13 protein-coding genes and 3 pseudogenes are annotated in these 16,446 nt (G+C 67.5%); 8 read left to right on the plus strand and 8 right to left on the minus strand.

The features are described 5' to 3' along the window. The coding region (locus G9373_RS36670; protein WP_240960938.1) for an amino acid adenylation domain-containing protein at positions 1 to 4,401 on the plus strand (4,401 nt) is incomplete at its 5' end. Here the strand turns inward: G9373_RS36670 and G9373_RS36675 are convergent. Next, entirely contained in the window at positions 4,357 to 5,316 is a 960-nt protein-coding gene (locus G9373_RS36675) for an alpha/beta hydrolase family protein (RefSeq protein WP_005571310.1), read from the minus strand. The genes G9373_RS36670 and G9373_RS36675 overlap by 45 nt on opposite strands. A 92-nt stretch (positions 5,317 to 5,408) precedes the next feature. Between G9373_RS36675 and G9373_RS36680 the strand changes: the two genes are divergently transcribed. Together G9373_RS36680 and fgd are read left to right on the plus strand one after the other, a co-directional pair. Then, positions 5,409 to 5,750, plus strand: a complete 342-nt coding sequence (locus tag G9373_RS36680) for a DUF202 domain-containing protein (RefSeq protein ID WP_005264833.1) — start codon at positions 5,409 to 5,411, stop codon at positions 5,748 to 5,750. A 55-nt stretch (positions 5,751 to 5,805) separates the two neighbouring features. Continuing rightward, the gene (gene fgd / locus G9373_RS36685) at positions 5,806 to 6,813 is read left to right on the plus strand and encodes a glucose-6-phosphate dehydrogenase (coenzyme-F420) (protein ID WP_054247883.1); all 1,008 of its coding nucleotides are present in this window, start codon (positions 5,806 to 5,808) and stop codon (positions 6,811 to 6,813) included. A 69-nt stretch (positions 6,814 to 6,882) separates the two neighbouring features. Here fgd and G9373_RS36690 read toward each other — a convergent pair whose 3' ends face one another. Further along, on the minus strand, positions 6,883 to 7,797 hold the full coding sequence (locus tag G9373_RS36690) for a diiron oxygenase (protein ID WP_005251692.1): 915 nt from the start codon (positions 7,795 to 7,797) through the stop codon (positions 6,883 to 6,885). A 254-nt stretch (positions 7,798 to 8,051) separates the two neighbouring features. On the opposite strand from G9373_RS36690, the gene G9373_RS36695 reads away from it, so the two are divergent. After that, positions 8,052 to 8,318, plus strand: a complete 267-nt coding sequence (locus tag G9373_RS36695; RefSeq protein ID WP_005264836.1) for a hypothetical protein — start codon at positions 8,052 to 8,054, stop codon at positions 8,316 to 8,318. A gap of 1 nt (position 8,319) precedes the next feature. On the opposite strand, the gene G9373_RS36700 is transcribed toward G9373_RS36695, so the two are convergent. The 3 genes and pseudogenes from G9373_RS36700 to G9373_RS47050 form a co-directional block, all read right to left on the minus strand. Beyond that, positions 8,320 to 8,970: a CatB-related O-acetyltransferase gene (locus G9373_RS36700; protein ID WP_005264837.1), complete on the minus strand. Its 651-nt coding sequence runs from the start codon at positions 8,968 to 8,970 to the stop codon at positions 8,320 to 8,322. Between the two features lie 255 nt (positions 8,971 to 9,225). Then, positions 9,226 to 9,510: a response regulator transcription factor gene (locus tag G9373_RS36705; RefSeq protein ID WP_064080993.1), complete on the minus strand. Its 285-nt coding sequence runs from the start codon at positions 9,508 to 9,510 to the stop codon at positions 9,226 to 9,228. A gap of 550 nt (positions 9,511 to 10,060) precedes the next feature. Further along, positions 10,061 to 10,372 (minus strand): annotated as a pseudogene (locus G9373_RS47050) (WS/DGAT domain-containing protein); the annotation flags it as partial. A gap of 6 nt (positions 10,373 to 10,378) precedes the next feature. Between G9373_RS47050 and G9373_RS47055 the strand changes: the two are divergent. The 3 genes and pseudogenes from G9373_RS47055 to G9373_RS36725 all read left to right on the plus strand — a co-directional run. Beyond that, positions 10,379 to 11,263 carry a hypothetical protein gene (locus G9373_RS47055; protein WP_054247880.1) on the plus strand — a complete coding sequence of 295 codons (885 nt, stop codon included), beginning with the start codon at positions 10,379 to 10,381 and terminating at the stop codon, positions 11,261 to 11,263. A gap of 139 nt (positions 11,264 to 11,402) precedes the next feature. After that, on the plus strand, positions 11,403 to 11,819 hold the full coding sequence (locus tag G9373_RS48380; protein ID WP_064080815.1) for a hypothetical protein: 417 nt from the start codon (positions 11,403 to 11,405) through the stop codon (positions 11,817 to 11,819). Positions 11,820 to 12,272: 453 nt separating this feature from the next. Further along, positions 12,273 to 12,553, plus strand: a pseudogene (locus G9373_RS36725) (WhiB family transcriptional regulator); the annotation flags it as partial. A gap of 124 nt (positions 12,554 to 12,677) precedes the next feature. Here G9373_RS36725 and G9373_RS36730 read toward each other — a convergent pair. Together G9373_RS36730 and G9373_RS36735 are read right to left on the minus strand one after the other, a co-directional pair. Then, positions 12,678 to 12,956, minus strand: a pseudogene (locus G9373_RS36730) (ATP-binding cassette domain-containing protein); the annotation flags it as partial. Positions 12,957 to 12,976: 20 nt separating this feature from the next. Further along, positions 12,977 to 13,882 (minus strand): alpha/beta fold hydrolase, encoded by a 906-nt coding sequence (locus G9373_RS36735; protein WP_133985046.1) that lies wholly within the window; start codon positions 13,880 to 13,882, stop codon positions 12,977 to 12,979. Positions 13,883 to 14,260: 378 nt separating this feature from the next. Between G9373_RS36735 and G9373_RS36740 the strand changes: the two genes are divergently transcribed. Continuing rightward, positions 14,261 to 14,806, plus strand: coding sequence for an ABC transporter permease subunit (locus G9373_RS36740; RefSeq protein WP_005561200.1), 546 nt, complete (start codon positions 14,261 to 14,263; stop codon positions 14,804 to 14,806). A 250-nt stretch (positions 14,807 to 15,056) separates the two neighbouring features. Here the strand turns inward: G9373_RS36740 and nhaA are convergent, their stop codons facing one another. Next, positions 15,057 to 16,382, minus strand: a complete 1,326-nt coding sequence (gene nhaA / locus G9373_RS36745; protein ID WP_005561201.1) for a Na+/H+ antiporter NhaA — start codon at positions 16,380 to 16,382, stop codon at positions 15,057 to 15,059. Positions 16,383 to 16,446: the final 64 nt, after the last annotated feature.

The raw sequence follows: 16,446 nt of genomic DNA on the forward strand, positions 1-16,446 counted from the left end.
GTGGGGGTGCGGGTGGATCCGGGTGTGGTGGTGGAGTTTGCGGGGTCGGTGTTGCCGGGGGGTGTGGTGCCGTCGGTGGTGGTGGTGTTGGGGGAGTTGCCGGTGACGGCGAGTGGGAAGTTGGATCGTGCCGCACTCCCCGCACCGGAAGCTCCGGCGCGTCGATTCCGCGCTCCGGCAACCCCGTTCGAGTCCGTTGTCGCCGAGGTGTACGGCGACGTCCTCGGTGTCGATTGCGTCGGTGCCGACGACGACTTCTTCCGGTTGGGCGGAGACTCGCTGTCGGCCACCCGGGTCGTCGCCCGGGTCGATGCCGCTCTCGGCGTCGACGTCGGCGTGCACGCCCTGTTCGAGGCACCGACCGTGACGGCTTTCGCCGCGCGCGCGGCGAAAGCGGGTGTGCTGACGCACCGGCCGGAGTTGCGGGCAGCGCCGCGCCCCGAACGCATTCCCCTGTCCCTGGCGCAGACCCGCATGTGGTTCCTCAACCAGTTCGACACCTCTTCGCCCGCCTACAACATCGCCATGGCGTTCCGGCTCACCGGCGCACTCGACCTCGGGGCACTGCGGGCCGCGGTATCCGATGTGGTGAAGCGCCACGAATCGCTCCGCACCCGCTTCCCGATGGCCGGCGACGAACCGGTGCAGGTGATCCTCCCTGCTGCTGATTCGGTGCCGGACCTGCCCGTCACACCGGTGCCGAGCGACGAGGAGTTGCGGGAACGGCTGTCGGCGGCGGTCTCGGAGGGGTTCGACGTCACTGCGCAGATCCCGTTGCGGGCCGCCGTGTTCGAGATCTCCGGCACCGATCGCGTGCTGCTGGTCGTGGTCCACCACATCGTTGCGGACGGAGTGTCGATGGTCCCGCTCGCCCGCGACATGATGGTGGCGTACACCGCGCGGGCGGCCGGATACACCCCGGAGTGGCACCCGCCCACGGTCCAGTACGCCGACTTCACGCTCTGGCAGCGTCAGCTCCTCGGGTCGGAGGACGATCCGCAGTCGATGGTGTCGCAGCAACTGGACTACTGGCGCACCACGCTGTCCGGCCTCCCCGCCGCCCTGGACCTGCCCGCCGACCGCCCGCGGTCGATGCAACGCACACCCGACGGGAGCAGGGTCGGATTCGAGATCGACGCCGTTCTGCACCGCCGGCTGCTGGCGACGGCGTCCACGCACCAGTCGACCGTGTTCATGGTCGCGCACGCCGCCCTGGCCGCCTTCCTCGCGCGGATGTCCGGTACCGAGGACATCGCCGTCGGCACCCCGGTCGCCGGGCGCGGCGAGGCCGCCCTCGACGACGTGATCGGGATGTTCGTCAACACCGTGGTGCTTCGGACCGTCGTCTCCGACGCGAGCCGGTTCTCCGAACTGCTCGAGCAGGTGCGCGACGTCGATCTCGGTGCGTACGCCCACGCGGAGGTGCCGTTCGAGAAGGTCGTGGAAGCGCTCGATCCGCCCCGCTCGACGGCACACTCACCGCTGTTCCAGGTGCTGCTCGAGTTCCAGAATGTCGAGCGCCCCGACCTTTCGCTGCCCGGCGTCGAGGTCGAGGGCATCGACCTCGGTGCGACGATCGCCAGGTTCGACCTGCAGCTGACGTTGTCCGAGGAGTACACGGACGACGGAACACCGGCCGGCATCACGGCCGGTTTCACCTACGCCACCGACCTTTTCGACGCCGAAACCGTCGCCGGCCTGGCCGACCGGTTCGTCCGGATGCTCGACACCGCCGTCACCGACCCGTCGATCAGGGTCGGCGACCTCGAGATCCTCGACGCCCTCGAACGGGACGAACTCGTACCCATGCGCGGCTTTCCCGCGGCCGCGGAACGCACGCTCCCGGACGTCCTCACCGCGGGCGCTGCGCTCGCACCGGGGGCGACCGCAGTGTCGTGCGAAGGCGTCACCGTGTCCTACCGGGAACTCGACGAGCGGTCGAACCGACTGGCCAGGGCGCTGATCCGTCGGGGTGCCGGACCGGACGCCTTCGTCGCGATCGGCGTGCCGCGATCGCTCGAATGGGTGCTGTCGGTGTGGGCGGTCGCGAAATCGGGGGCGGCGTACGTGCCGGTCGATCCCGCCCTGCCGCCCGCGCGCACCGGCGGTATGCTCGAGGATTCGGGCGCGGTGGTCGGGTTGACGGTGACGGCGCACCGTGACCGGTTGCCCGGCGTGGTGCCGTGGCTGCTGCTCGACGATCCCGAGGTGGCGAACGGGTACTCCAGCGACCCGGTGACCGACGCCGACCGTCCGCGTCCGCTGAGAGTCGACCACGCCGCGTTCCTGCTCTACACGTCGGGGTCGACGGGAACACCGAAGGGGGTCGTGCTCACGCACGGCGGACTCGCGAATCTCGCAGTCGAGGAACGGGAACGGTTCGCATCCATGCACGGTGCGCGGGTGTCGCATCTGGCGTCACCGAGCTTCGACGCGTCGTTGTTCGAACTGCTGATGGCGTTCGCCGTCGGCGCGACACTGGTCGTCGTGCCACCGACGGTCCTCGGGGGACGGGAACTGGCCGAACTCCTCGCGAGCGAACACGTCTCGCACGCATTCTTCACACCCACGATCCTGGACACCCTCCGCCCCGAGGACGTTCCGTCCCTGCGGATTCTCGCCGTCGCGGGCGAGCGGTTCCCACCCGAACTGGCCGACCGCTGGACCCCGGGACGATTCGTCTTCAACGGATACGGACCCACCGAGGCGACGGTGCAGACCACGATCAGCGAGGTGCTGTCGCCGGACGAACCGGTGAACGTGGGAGGCCCGGGGCGGGGCGTCGACGTGATCGTGGTGAACACATGGTTGCAGCCCGTTCCGGTGGGGGTGATCGGGGAACTGTACGTCGCGGGGCCGGGGCTCGCGCGCGGCTACCACCGGCGGTCGGCGCTGACGGCCGCGTCCTTCGTGGCGAACCCGTTCGGCGAACCCGGCTCCCGCATGTACCGGACCGGCGACCTCGTGCGGTGGAGCGAGGTCGGCAGACTGGAGTACGTGGGACGCAACGACTTCCAGGTGAAGATCCGGGGCCAGCGGGTGGAACTCGGTGAAATCGAATCAGTGCTGGCCCGCTGCGACGGCGTCGGCCGCGCGGCGGTCACCGTGCACAGCGGCACCGGCGACCGGCTGGTGGGATACGTGACCGCCGAAGCCGGGGCGAGCATCGACACCGCCGGGGTACTCCGGTACGCCGGATCCCACCTCGCCCCGTACATGGTGCCCGCCCAGCTGGTGGTGCTCGACCGGCTGCCCGTCGGCCGCACCGGCAAGCTCGACCGGCGAGCGCTACCCGCACCGGTGCTCGCGCCCAAAGAATTCCGGGCACCCGCCACCCCGGTCGAGGAGGCGGTGGCGGAGGTCTTCGCCGACGTCCTCGGCATCGAACGCGTCGGAGCCGACGACGACTTCTTCGAACTGGGCGGGAACTCGCTCGTCGCGACCCGGGTGGCGTCCGCGCTCCGCGACCTGCTCGGCACCGACGTCGCGCTGCAATGGATCTTCCGCAACCCCACCCCGGAGGGCCTGGCTCGCCGCATCGTCGACCCGTCGGCGCTCGGAAGCATGCCGGCGGACGACGTGCTGAACGTCGTCGTTCCGTTCCGGGCGTCCGGTGCGCAACCCGCGCTGTTCTGCGTGCACCCGGCGGGCGGACTCGCGTTGGGATACGCCGGACTGATGAAATACGTCTCGCCCGACCGCCCGGTGTACGGGCTGCAGCTGCCGATCCTCAGTGGCGGAACGACGTTCGAGTCGATGGCGCAGCTCGCCCACCGATACGTCGTCGAGATGCGCGCGGTGCAGCCGCAGGGGCCCTACCACCTGCTGGGCTGGTCCCTCGGCGGTGTCATCGCCCAGGCCGTCGCCGTCGAACTCCGTGAGTCCGGCGCCGAGGTCGGCACACTCGCGATGATGGACAGCTACGTCGCGGAGGGCGAAAACTTCGGTGACCTCGAGGTGAACGCCGAGGAGTGGCTGCACGGGCTGGGTGTCGAGTTCGAGGGCGAGGGCGACACCGGCATGTCGTACCGCGAGCAACTGGTCGAGATGCTCGGACGATCCTTCGGCCGCGACCCCGCTTTCGCGTCTACCCTCCTCGGTCGCATCAGCACCGGCCTGGAGAACTCGAAGCAGATCTCCACCGGATACCGGCCGCGAGTGTTCGACGGCGACCTGTTGTTCTTCAGCGCCGCGCAGTCCGCCGACGGGGAGGAAGGCGAACGGCCGTCGCCGAGTGTCTGGCAGCCCGCGATCACCGGCGTGATCGTCGAACACAAGGTGGAGTGCGACCACCTGCGGATGACCACACCGGAAGCCCTCGCGGTCATCGGGCCGATCCTGGAGCGCTCCCTGGGGTCACGCCCCGATCGCACTGCCGATGACGGGCCAGGACTCCCGTAACTCGGTCTCGAACAGCCCCCACGAATGCGTGCCCTGCGACAGATAGGCGAACGTGGCGGGAATCCCCAGCGAGTGCAGCCGCGACTGGAACGCGGCCGCGCACACGTTGGTCACCATCTCGACGACGCTGCCGCCGATCGTCTGGGGCACCACCAGCACGGGGTCGTGGTTGTCGATGCTGCCGGGAAGCCCGTTGCCGCTCGAGACGAACAATTCTGTGCCGCGCAGTCGTTCGGCATTCAGCATCGGGTCGTGTACCCGCCACCGCGGATCCATGGCGGAGCCCCACATGTTGGCCGCATTGCCGCCGCCCCGCAGTTCCACCATCGACCGCACCATCGCCTGGCCCAGCAGTCCGCTCGTCGCGGCACACCCGCTGTACGAGCCGACGGCACGATAGAAACCCGGAGCCTGAATGGCGAGGTCGAGTACCGCGCCGCCTGCCATCGACACCCCGCCGATGGCGTTCGCCCCCGTGGTCGCGAAGCGGCTGTCGATGGCGGCGGGGAGTTCGGTCGTCAGGTACGTCTGCCACTTGTTCCGGCCGAGGACCGGGTCGTCGGCATCCCAGTCGGTGTACATGCTGTACTGGCCGCCGATCGGCATTACCACGTTGACGTGCTTGTCGGCGAAGAAGTCCCGCACACCGGTGTTGTTGAACCAGGAGATCCCGTCCGACCCGCCGCCGATCCCGGTGAGCAGGTAGAAGGTGGGCGCCGGAGCGCCCGATGCGGGAGAGATGACGTCGTTGGCCACCCACCGGCCCATCGACTCCGAATACACGTCCACCCTGGTGATGCGGGGCTCGGCGGACGCCGACGGCGGGCCGAGCACCGCCCACACGGATACGACCAGCAGTATCACCGCCAGTACACGCAGAGAGATCGAGGATCGCAGAGCTTCGAACGTTCGCATGGACGCCCCCTGGCTGTGGCCTGCCCTTCCAATCTAGGTCTGCGGGGTACCTGCTTGGTGCGGTTCCAGCGAACCGGTGTAAAGATGATTCGGTGACCGACAACGACCGGCCCGACGAACGTTTCACCCTCGCAAGCGAGCGGACGTTCCTCGCCTGGATGCGGAGTTCGCTTGCACTTCTGGCCGGTGGCATCGCGATGATCCACCTGGTCCCCGAATTCAGCACGGGGTGGGTGCGGACGACCCTCGGCCTGATCCTGATCGGTCTCGCCGCAGCCGCGGCCCTCGTCGGCATGCGGCGGTGGTCGCAGGTCGAGAAGGCCCTGCGCGACGGCGCACCGATGCCGCCGCCCCACGAGCTGTGGCTGTTCGCGGTGACACTGACGGTGGTGGCACTGGGAGCGGCGCTCGCCAGCCTGGTGGCTGCGCTCTAACCTGCAGAAGAGGTTTGCATCTCGCGAACCGGACGTGAAGACGAAGGAGTACACGGTGGCCCACGAACTCAAGCTCGGTTACAAGGCGTCCGCGGAGCAGTTCGGTCCGCGGGAGTTGGTGGAGCTGGGTGTTCTGGCGGAGGCACACGGTATGGATTCGGCGACGGTGTCGGACCATTTCCAGCCGTGGCGGCACGAGGGTGGTCATGCGCCGTTCTCGTTGGCGTGGATGACGGCGGTCGGGGAGCGGACGGAGCGGTTGCAGTTGGGGACGTCGGTGATGACGCCGACGTTCCGGTACAACCCGGCGGTGGTGGCGCAGGCGTTCGCGACGATGGGGTGTCTGTACCCGGGGCGGATCATGCTCGGGGTGGGCACCGGAGAGGCGCTGAACGAGATCGCGACGGGTTTCGCGGGGGAGTGGCCGGAGTTCAAGGAGCGATTCGCGCGGCTGCGGGAGGCGGTCCGATTGATGCGTGAGCTGTGGCTCGGCGATCGGGTCGATTTCGAGGGGGAGTACTTCACCACGAAGGGGGCGTCGATCTACGACGTGCCCGAGGGTGGGATTCCGGTGTACATCGCGGCCGGTGGTCCGGTGGTGGCCCGGTACGCCGGTCGGAGCGGTGACGGGTTCATCTGCACGTCCGGGAAGGGCATGGAGTTGTACACGGAGAAGTTGATGCCTGCGGTCGCGGAGGGGGCGGAGAAGGCCGACCGTGATGTGGCGGAGATCGACAAGATGATCGAGATCAAGATTTCGTATGACACGGATCCGGAGTTGGCGTTGGAGAACACGCGGTTCTGGGCGCCGTTGTCGTTGACGCCGGAGCAGAAGCATTCGATCGACGATCCGATCGAGATGGAGAAGGCGGCGGATGCGTTGCCGATCGAGCAGGTGGCGAAGCGGTGGATCGTGGCGTCGGATCCGGATGAGGCGGTGGCGCAGATCCGCCCGTATCTCGATGCGGGGTTGAACCACCTGGTGTTCCACGCTCCCGGCCACGATCAGAAGCGGTTCCTGGAACTCTTCGAGCGGGATCTGGCGCCGCGGTTGCGTGGGTAGGCGGCTTCGCCGCCCGTGCGCCTTTTTGGTAGTGGGTGCTACCAGAAAGGCGCACGGGTGCGGAGCGCCTCAGAGCATGTTCACGCGCTTGTAGAGGTGCCGGGAAGGACCGCCCAGCAGATCGGCGTCGTCCAGGAACCGCATGAGCGGCTGCGAACTCTCGCGGATCTTCTCGGCCCGGAATCGGTTGTTCTTCGCCTCGCGGAGCGCGCGTTCGGTGTCCAGTCCGGCTGCCGCGTAGACGGCGGGATTGATCATGCTGGAGACGATCAGATTGGACGCGATAGCGATGCAGGCGCGGCTCGCAGCACGGTGCGCCTTGCTCATGCCCTGGGCCCGTCGCAGGGTCTCCTCCCGGGCGAAGCGCATGTGCCGGGCTTCTTCGACCACGTGAATCTTGCTGGTGACGCGGACGATCGGCTGGACGCGTGTGTCCTTCATCCAGTCGCGCTGCATGACGTCGAGGATCTCTTCGGCGACGAGAATGCCGGCGTACGCGACCTCTCCCGAGGCGAGCGCCTTGAACCCGCGGCCCAGGGTGACCACCGACTTGCGCGGAACGTAGGAGGGGCATCCGAACTTCTCGGCGGTGCGAGCGAACATCACCGAGTGCCTGCACTCGTCGGCCACTTCGGTCAGCGCGAACTGGAAGTGGGCCTGCGATGCGTCCTTGGCGTACATGTCCCGGATGACCATCTGCTGAAGGATCATCTCGAACCAGATTCCGGTGCCCATGATCGAGGACACCTCGTGCTTCGTCAGCGTGATCTGCTGTTCGAACGTCATCTCGTCCCACATCGGCGTGCCGTACAGCGAGGACCACTCTGGGGTGAGGCCGTACAAATCGTCGGGGACCGGTGCGTCCCAGTCCACCTCGACGGTCGGGTCGTACGACATGCGTGCGGAGGACTGGAGAAGCCGGGCGCCGGTGTCCTGGCGATCCGTGATCTTCGGATTGCGGAGAGCGAGCGTCGAGCGTGCCATGAAATCCTCCATGTCAGTGTGACCAGCAGTTACACCTAATCATGTCGAAGTAACCTCTTGACGTCAATGCCTCTGGTGTACAAATTGTGGACAACGGCCGGGCAGTTCTTCGGGCGTCAAGGCCCCGGTGATGATCCCCACAACTGCGACCCAAGGCTTGCTCAAAATTTGCCAATCGTCTGTAGTGAGTTCTCGGCAGCGGGCCCGGATGATCCCTTGCCCTGGCATCACCCTGCAGAAAGCGGAATGAACCCATGTCTGATCAGAAGAGTGCCGCCCAGCCCCACAGCCCCGACGTCGTCGTCGGCGCTCGCGTTCGGGTCCGCCGCGACTCCGACGCTCCCGCGCCCGGTGTCGTGATCGAGGATTTCGCGGACCTGTCCCAGTCGGAGGGACTCCTCGGACGTGATTGGGCGCCCGTGCACCGCTGGGCCGTCGCTCTCGACGACGGACGCCTCGTGTTCGCCGACGACGGCGAACTCGACCTCGACGCCGAAGCACCGCAGGCGGCGCGTGGCTGATTCAGCCGAGCCTGTCGGCGACATCCTGAAGTTGCTCGACTGTGCCTGCAGCGATGGTTCGCACATGTTCGGTGACGACGGAAATCGGCCAGTCCCACCACGCGATCCGCACCAGTGCGGCGATCTCGGATTCCGAATAGCGGTCCTTGATGTGGACGGCCGGATTCCCGCCCACGACCGCATAGTCCGGCACGTCCCGCGTCACCACCGAACCGGTCGACACAATCGCGCCGTGCCCGATGCGGACGCCAGGCATGATCGTCGCGTTGCCTCCGATCCACACGTCGTTGCCGACGACGGTGTCGCCCCGCGACGGTAGATCCGCGAGCAGATCGGCGTGCTGGGCCCACGACCCGCCCATGATCGGAAACGGGAACGTCGAGACTCCGCTCATCCGATGATTTGCGCCGTTCATGATGAACGTCGTCCCGGTCGCGAACGCGCAGAACTTGCCGATGATCAGCCGGTCCGGCCCGTAATGGTGCAGGACATTGCGCGTTTCGAACTCGTCCGCGAACTCGGGATCATCGTAGTAGCTGTACTCCCCGACCTCGATCAGTGGATTCTCGATCAGAGGTTTCAGCAGGACCACCCGAGGCTGACCCGAAACGGGATGCAGGGTCATCGGATCCGGTGCGGCATTCGTGGGCAACTACTTCTCCATTCCTCGGCGCAGGCAGGCGTGCGCGATCTCCTGTATAGCGCCGTACTGCCCTGCGCTGCATGTGCTTTTCAGGGGCATCGGCTATTGCCGGTGTTCACGAACTGGTGCTAGTGTCGAACGACCTTGGGGGAGGTTGGTCCCCTCGCAAGAGAAGATCAGCAGTGCTCACCTCCCGCGCGCCCGGCCGTCTGGTCCTCGTCTGGCGAAGTTGTGATCGAATCCAGGCGATAAGTTCTGCTGTGCTCACGGGCCGTGTAGGACCTGATCTGCGCCGGCATCGAGCAACGCGATTCGATCATCGATGGAGTGAAAGGCGCCGACCCCGATGAGCGCGGCTGCGAATCGCGTGGCTCTCAGGGCATGCACTGTGGCGAGCCCACTGCGGCGATGCGATCGAATATCGACGATTGCCACATCCCGAGGCAGCGCGCCATTTTCGCGCAGGCGGGCGATGACGGATCGCTCCAGATCGGCGTCGACAAGCACCATGCATGCGGAATGCACGGTGTGGGCGAGGGGCGTGTTCATCGGCATTCCCTGGACTGCGTTCCCCGCGATGAACGCGCGCCGTCCATCTCTGGGTCTGCTCTGTGGAGCCGTCAGTCGGCGGTGACGCCGTCGAACTCCGTCGCACAGGCAGCGCCGCCAGATGTGCCCTCCCGTGGAGTCCGCGAGACGCCGCGCGGCCGGCCCCTCCGCACGGTGCCCGCGGTTCCCGATACTGGGCCAGAAAGGTGTGGTGGTCTCTCGCTGCATGTCACCGAGTCCGCTGGCCGGGGCCGGGTTCGTCGCATCCGATCGCTGCGCCGGGTTCGGTGTGGTCGGGCGCGAACATCGCCTCGAGATGGGCCTTGATCTCCTCGGTACTCATCGTCCCGTGCGGGCCGCGGGTCCGTGTGCCGGGGTGGCCTGTGTCCTCGATGAGTTCATGTGTATGGTTCCTTGCCTTCGTATCGTATTAATCAGGTTTCACCGGAAGGGGTTTCGTCACGTCATCAGCTCAATGGACGTGAGGTCCCACGCCGACAGGACCGGAAAGGTTGGTCGGGGAAGCGGGGCAGGGCCGGTCCGTGTGGGGTCAGAGGCCCACGGCGTGTTCGAGTGCGTCGAGTTCGCGGCCGAGGTGGGAGGTCAGCGTGTGCAGGTGCGGCACGGTGCGGCGGCATCCGGTGATCCCGAACGAGATGATGTCGTCGTTGCTGGTGCAGGTGATGTTGTGTCCCTGCCCGTCGACGGGGATCGAGAGCGGGTACACCGCGTCGAGCCTGGCACCGTTCCAGTACAGCGGGCGGCGTGGCCAGGGGACGTTGGAGATGATCAGGTTGAACGGTGGACGCAGCTTCGGATGGTGCCCGAACAGCATGCTTGCGCCGGCTGGGCTGGCGCCGAGTCTGCAGTGACACTTCTCGACATCCTTCCCTCCCTTCGTGGAACCACCACGTCCCGGTTGGATCCGACGGTGTGGCCGGTGACCACCCACTATCGTCACGGGCGCATCACGGTCGGCGGCGTCGACCTGGACGAGGTGGCCGATCGGTTCGGTACGCCGACCTACGTGCTCGACGAAGTGGGCCTGCGCGGCGCAGGTGCGACGATCTCGCGCGGGTTCCGCCACACCGAAGTCCTCTGCGGCACCAGTTCTTTGCTCACCGGCGGCGTCGCACTGGCGGTTGCCGGGCTGCGCTGCGATGCCGCACCGAACCCGGACGACATCTCTGATCGGATGCTGACCGCGGTCGCGGTGATGTGCGATACGTACCGCGAGCACCAGGTGCTGATGACTGAATTGCATGTCGGGATCGCCACGGGCGGCACCGACAGCGACGGAGCATCCGGACTCGGGGATGCTCTGGAGAACGCCGTCGACGAGGCGTGCATTCGAAACCGCCTTCCCTGCCCACGTATTGCTGTGGATTTCGGTGACTCGATCACGGGACGAGCGGCGGTGACGGTGACCCGGGTTCGCGGAGTCGATCGCACCGACTCCGGGAGGCCCGTCATCGTGGAGGGCAGTGCTGGGTCAGCGATCGCCGTTACCGCTGGGGAACCGGTCGCCGCGGCCATCGCGAACCGCCACCCGCTCGGCCCCACCGAGATCTTCCCAATCGTCGACAGTCGCGGTGTGATGGGAGACCATTTCTGCTCCGGAGTTGTTCTGTCGCAGGATATTAGGGCTGGGGACGTGGTGGCGTTGGTCGGTCGCGACGGTAGGGACCTGTTGGACTCGGCGCAAGTGGTCTCCGTCGCCCACGGCCGTATCCATCAGATCCCGGCCGAATAGAGTTGCAGGCGTTCACCCGGCAACATGGCACTGAGGTAGTCGTCGCGTAGCGCGGACTCGAAAAAGTGCCGGGTGAATGTCGAGGAGCCGCGATCGACGCATGCCGTGGGTGGGAGTGCTGCGTGTCAGGGTAGGCCCTGTGCCGACGGCACTCTCCGTCGGTTACGCGTGCAGGGGCCGGACCGGCGGTGACCTCAGTGTGAGGGGAAGCCCGGCCGCTTCGGCACAGCGGATCCGCATCTTCGATGCTGTCGGGATCGTCGCCTCGGACGAGTCCGGTGTGGATGGTGGCGGCGATCGCGCGGATGCGCCCGGCCGGGTCGCGGACGTCGGCGAGGGGGCGGCGGGGCAGGTGGTACTCGGTGCGGTTGACGGCGTTGGTGCCCAGGCGCATGCGGGTGGGGTTGGTGCAGTCGCACTGGTGGCACACCACCGCGTCGTCGGCGCCGAACCACCCCAGCCGTGGAATGACCCCGCGTTCGAGCTGATAGGCGAACAGGTGCGCCGGGACCGTGCCGCGGCGGGACGGTCCCGGGCAGGCTCGCCGCCTAGTTGACTGGTGGGGTGCGGTATTCGAAAGGTGCGGTACTCCTCCATCCGCCGATTGTCGACACAGAACGCCCGAGGTGGTGTATGGATACCGTCAAGAATCAGTCCGGATACTTCCCCGGGGCCGGTCGACGGCCGACTCTTGTCTGATCCGCGTCGATGACATTGGAAGGAAGACCCTGCCGTGGACCCGTTCGTCCTGACTCTCGTGCTCTTGGGATCGTTCCTCGGGGTAGCCCTGATACTCCGCCACATCAATACCCGCCCACCTGCCCGCCCTGGGCGTTCCGAAGGCCCGTCCGGTGCCGGTCCCCGCCGGTGACCGGCACCCGCACCCGTCCCGGCCGCGGCTGCAATGACCACGGCCTGGCATGTGATTTGCGATATGTCGCGCATTCAGGGTTCGGCTGCCCTACCGCCCGTGGGTAAGACCGCAGTTCGGGAGCGAAAGGAATCCGCAGTGCTGCCCGTAGGGCCCTCATCGCCCCCGACCGAGAAGATCACCTCCGGTGCCGGAGACTGGCGGGAGGACGCCGCGTGTCGCGGTATCGAATCGTCGGTGTTCTTCCCCCCGGACGGGGAACGCGGTCACGCCCGGGCCCGACGCGAAGCGCGGGCCCGACGGAGCTGCCAGGACTGCCCCGTGTTCCGCCGGTGCCGCGACCACGCCCTCGCCGCGGGGAACCATACGGAATCTGGGGCGGCATGACCGAAACTGACCGCAGACGACACGCCCGCCGCCGCGTCGCGACCAGCACCGGCCTCTCACACCGCGCCAGCCTCTACCAGCCTTTACCAGCCTCTACCAGCCTTTACCAGCCTCTACCAGCATCGAGGAGCTCGATGGCGGTCGTCGTGTCCGCACCCCCGTGAGATTGGGCCACAGGTTCACCTCACCGGGAACGTAGGCGAGCCGCCGGTGCAGCGACACCGAGTCGCGCCACGGGTCACCGCCCAGAAGGCGGGCATTGCCCGAATCCGCGCGCAGCAGGCCGAGCAGCACCCGGATGGTCGTCGACTTGCCGGACCCGTTGGGGCCGAGGAATCCGTGCACCTCCCCCGGCCCCACCTCGAGGTCGAGACCGTCCAGTGCGCGGGTCGGCCCGAACGTCTTGACGAGATTCTCCACTGAGATCGCAGCCATGACGGGACGTCGAAAGTTGGTCACACGGGCTCCCTCCGGATGTCCGGACTGGCGGCGATCAACTCGCTGACCGTCTCGGGGGCCTCACGCAACGCCAGGTGCCCGACCCGGTCGAGGATGCGAATATCCACGCCGAGCAGCTCCCTGACCCGCGGGCGCAACCGTGCCGGAGTGATCAGCCGGTCGTGCTCACCGGTGGCGACGACCACCGGGACGCGCCCGGACCAGCGGAGCACGGTACCGGCCGGCAGACGGGGCGGCAGCCTCCCGGGAAAGCAGTGTTCGGCGATCATCGTGTACCAGCTCACCAACCCCATGTCGGGGACCGAGCGCGGCGACTCCAGGTACGACAGCAGTTGCTCACTGTGCTCGAGGGTGGGGTCGAAGCTCCATTTCGTGCGCAACCACGTCAGTTCCGGTGTGCGGCGCAGGGAGACGATGCCCGCGGGGTTGAGCAGAACCAGCTTCGCGACCCGCTCGGTGGGCGTGGAGGCGAGGGCAATCGCGGCGCCGAGAGAATGTCCGACCAGGATCAGCGGTTCGGCTACCAGTTGCGGAAGCAACGCGTCGAGCCAGTGACCGTACGTTTGCAACGAGTGGCGATGACGGTGCGGCCGCCGAGACGAACTCAGACCCGGCTCCCCGGGCAGGTCCGGGACCAGGATCCGGTGCCGGCCCCGTAACGCGCACACGGTCGCCAGGGTGGTTGCGGAGTTCAGGCCCGCCCCCGGAAGCAGCACGACCGGCGGCCGGCCGGCACTCGTCCCGGCGGACAGCACGGTGGTGGCGCCCACCGGCGTGTCGAGCCGCGCGAGGGAGTGCGGCACCGACCATTGCTCGAGGCGGTCCCGGCAGCTACGGCGGACCGGAACGCTGTCCCCGGAGTCGTGGTAGATGCCGTGTGTGGCGATGGGCACGTGCTTCATCGCACGCGCCGCGAGACAACGTGATTCGAACCGATCACGTGGCGATGACTGACACGACGAAAAAGGGATGCGGTGCGCATGATGAGGCCTCGGTCCGGTCTTGTATGCGAAAAAACTTGCCGACCAGACTTCCCGGCGCACCACGATCACCTTATCGCGAAAAGTCCCTGGTGCGCGTAAACAATGCGCTAAAGCGCGCCCACCCGGCGCAGGCGGTGGTAGCGGGGATCGGTTACGGTCTGCCGGAGCAGAGCTCGAGCTCGGATCGGCCCCGAGACGTCCGCTGCCGGCACGCCCCCGGTGGGGATAGGCGTGCTCTCCGCGGCGGCTACCGGTCGAGGGTGGCGTACCACCGGTCGATGAGGGTGCGGTCACGCTTTGTGCGTCGGCGAAGCCACCGGTGCCCGAATGATCTCCGCCGACGAAGAGTCCGGCTACCTGGACCTCCTGCTGGCGCACCCGATCAGTCGCACCCGGCTCCTGCTCGAGCGCCTCGCCGCCCTGATCGTGGGCGCCGCACTGATCGCGGTCGTCGTCCTGGCCGGGCAACTCGCCGTACGCGGCAGCGCTCAGCTCGACAGCATCAGCGTCGCGAACTTCGCCGCACAGGCCGTGCACCTGACACTGCTCGCCATCTTCTTCGGGGCGGTGGCCGTGGCCATCGGTGCCGCCACCGGGCGTTCCCGTGCAACGGTGTTCGGCGCCACCGCCGGCCTCGGCGTCCTCGGCTACGCCGTCAACGGGTTCGCCCCACAGATCGGTGTCGAGTGGCTGCGCTACCTCACACCGATGCACTACTACATCGGCGGGGAGCCGATGGAAAACGGTGTGCAAGTCTTCGACGCCGTGATTCTTGTCCTCCTCACCGTCCTCGTTACCGCCGCCGGTGCCCAGCTGTTCAACCGCCGCGACATCGCTCGATGACGGTCGGCGCCGCGGACACGTTGCGGTGACGCTCGAATACTCGTCCACCAGGACCAGTCGGTGCACCGCTCATGTGCCGAGCTCGCCGAGAAGGTCATCGATCGCTCTGCGTCGGTGTACACCGCGACCAGGCTCGGCCCGACCACCAGTAGGGCGCTGAAACCGAGCAGGAGCCACGAGGAAATCGCGTGGCGGGGTCACCACGGACGTCTGATCGAATCCGATGTCTTGATCGGTCCCCGGTTGCCGGTCATGGGGAATCACCTCCGCGGGACTCGATATACACGTCGGGGATTCCGTCCTGATCCAGGTCGATCGCTTCCTCCTCGGCGATCTGCCGGTACACGCGGTTGCGGATCCGCAGCACCATCGTCGCGAGCAGCGCCGCGATCAGCGACCCGCACAGCACCCCGATCTTGACATGATCGTCGCGGACGCTCGCCCCGCCGTAGGCGAGTTCCCCGATCAGCAGCGACACGGTGAACCCGATCCCGGCGAGCATCGCCAGACCGAAGATGTCGATCCACCGCAGCCCCGAATCCAGGGTGGCGCGGGTGAACTTCGCCAGCACGAACGTGGTGCCGAAGATTCCCGTGGTTTTCCCGACGACCAGGCCGGCGACGATGCCGAGGGTGACCGGATCCTCGAACGCGCTCGTCAGCCCGGTCATCCCACCGACAGTGACCCCGGCGGCGAAGAACGCGAACACCGGCACCGCGAACCCCGCCGAGAGCGGCCGGATCCGGCGCTCGAAATGCTCGGCCAAACCGGGACCGGCCTCCGGCCCACCGGCGGCCTCACTGCGGATCACCGGAACCGTGAATCCGAGCAACACCCCCGCGACGGTGGCGTGTACCCCGGAGGCATGCACGAGTCCCCAGGTCAACAAGGCCAGGGGGATCAACAGCCACCACGACCGGTTCCGCCGGTGCACGGCGAACGCGAACACGGCCAACGGCACCGCCGCCGCGGCCAACGGCAGCGCGGAGAGGTGGCCGGTGTAGAACACGGCGATGATGGTGATCGCCAGCAGATCGTCCACCACCGCCAACGTCAGCAGGAAGATCCGCAGCGTGGAGGGCAGGTGGGTGCTGATCACCGCCAGCACCGCCAGCGCGAACGCGATGTCGGTGGCCGTCGGGATCGCCCACCCGCGCAGGGCGCCGTCCCCGGTGCGCAGGTTCACCAGCACGAACAGGATCGCCGGCAGCGCCATCCCCCCGGCTGCCGCGGCGATCGGCAGCACCGCCCGGGCCGGGTCGCGCAGGTCACCGGCGACGAACTCGCGTTTGAGTTCCAGCCCGACGACGAAGAAGAAGATCGCCAGCAGCCCGTCTGACGCCCATGTTTCCAACGGCAGGTGCAGGTGCAGCGCTGCGGGGCCGACCGTGAAGTCCCGCACCGCGTCGTAGCCGCCCGACCAGGGCGAATTCGCCCAGATCATCGCGACGACCGTCGCCGCGAGCAACAGGCCGCCCCCGACGGTTTCCCTCCGCAGGATCACGGCGATCCGCGACGCCTCCGCCCACGATCCTCGGGAAAACAGCGGGGCGCGTGGGGAACGGGTATTGCTCACGAGATGCCTTCCGGTCGAGATTGCACGACCGCCGACCAGACTTCCCGGCTCACCGATCTCACCC

This window comes from Rhodococcus sp. A14 (assembly GCF_011603105.1).
GTDB classification, from domain to species: domain Bacteria; phylum Actinomycetota; class Actinomycetes; order Mycobacteriales; family Mycobacteriaceae; genus Rhodococcus_F; species Rhodococcus_F opacus.

What these genes read in the sequence shown, in the direction of transcription:
- G9373_RS36695 (WP_005264836.1), top strand. Translation starts at nt 8,052, where the DNA reads ATGTCTGATCAGAAGAGTGCCGCCCAGCCCCACAGCCCCGACGTCGTC.
- G9373_RS36675 (WP_005571310.1), bottom strand. Translation starts at nt 5,316, where the DNA reads ATGCGAACGTTCGAAGCTCTGCGATCCTCGATCTCTCTGCGTGTACTG.
- G9373_RS36690 (WP_005251692.1), bottom strand. Translation starts at nt 7,797, where the DNA reads ATGGCACGCTCGACGCTCGCTCTCCGCAATCCGAAGATCACGGATCGC.
- G9373_RS36735 (WP_133985046.1), bottom strand. Translation starts at nt 13,882, where the DNA reads ATGAAGCACGTGCCCATCGCCACACACGGCATCTACCACGACTCCGGG.
- G9373_RS36705 (WP_064080993.1), bottom strand. Translation starts at nt 9,510, where the DNA reads ATGAACACGCCCCTCGCCCACACCGTGCATTCCGCATGCATGGTGCTT.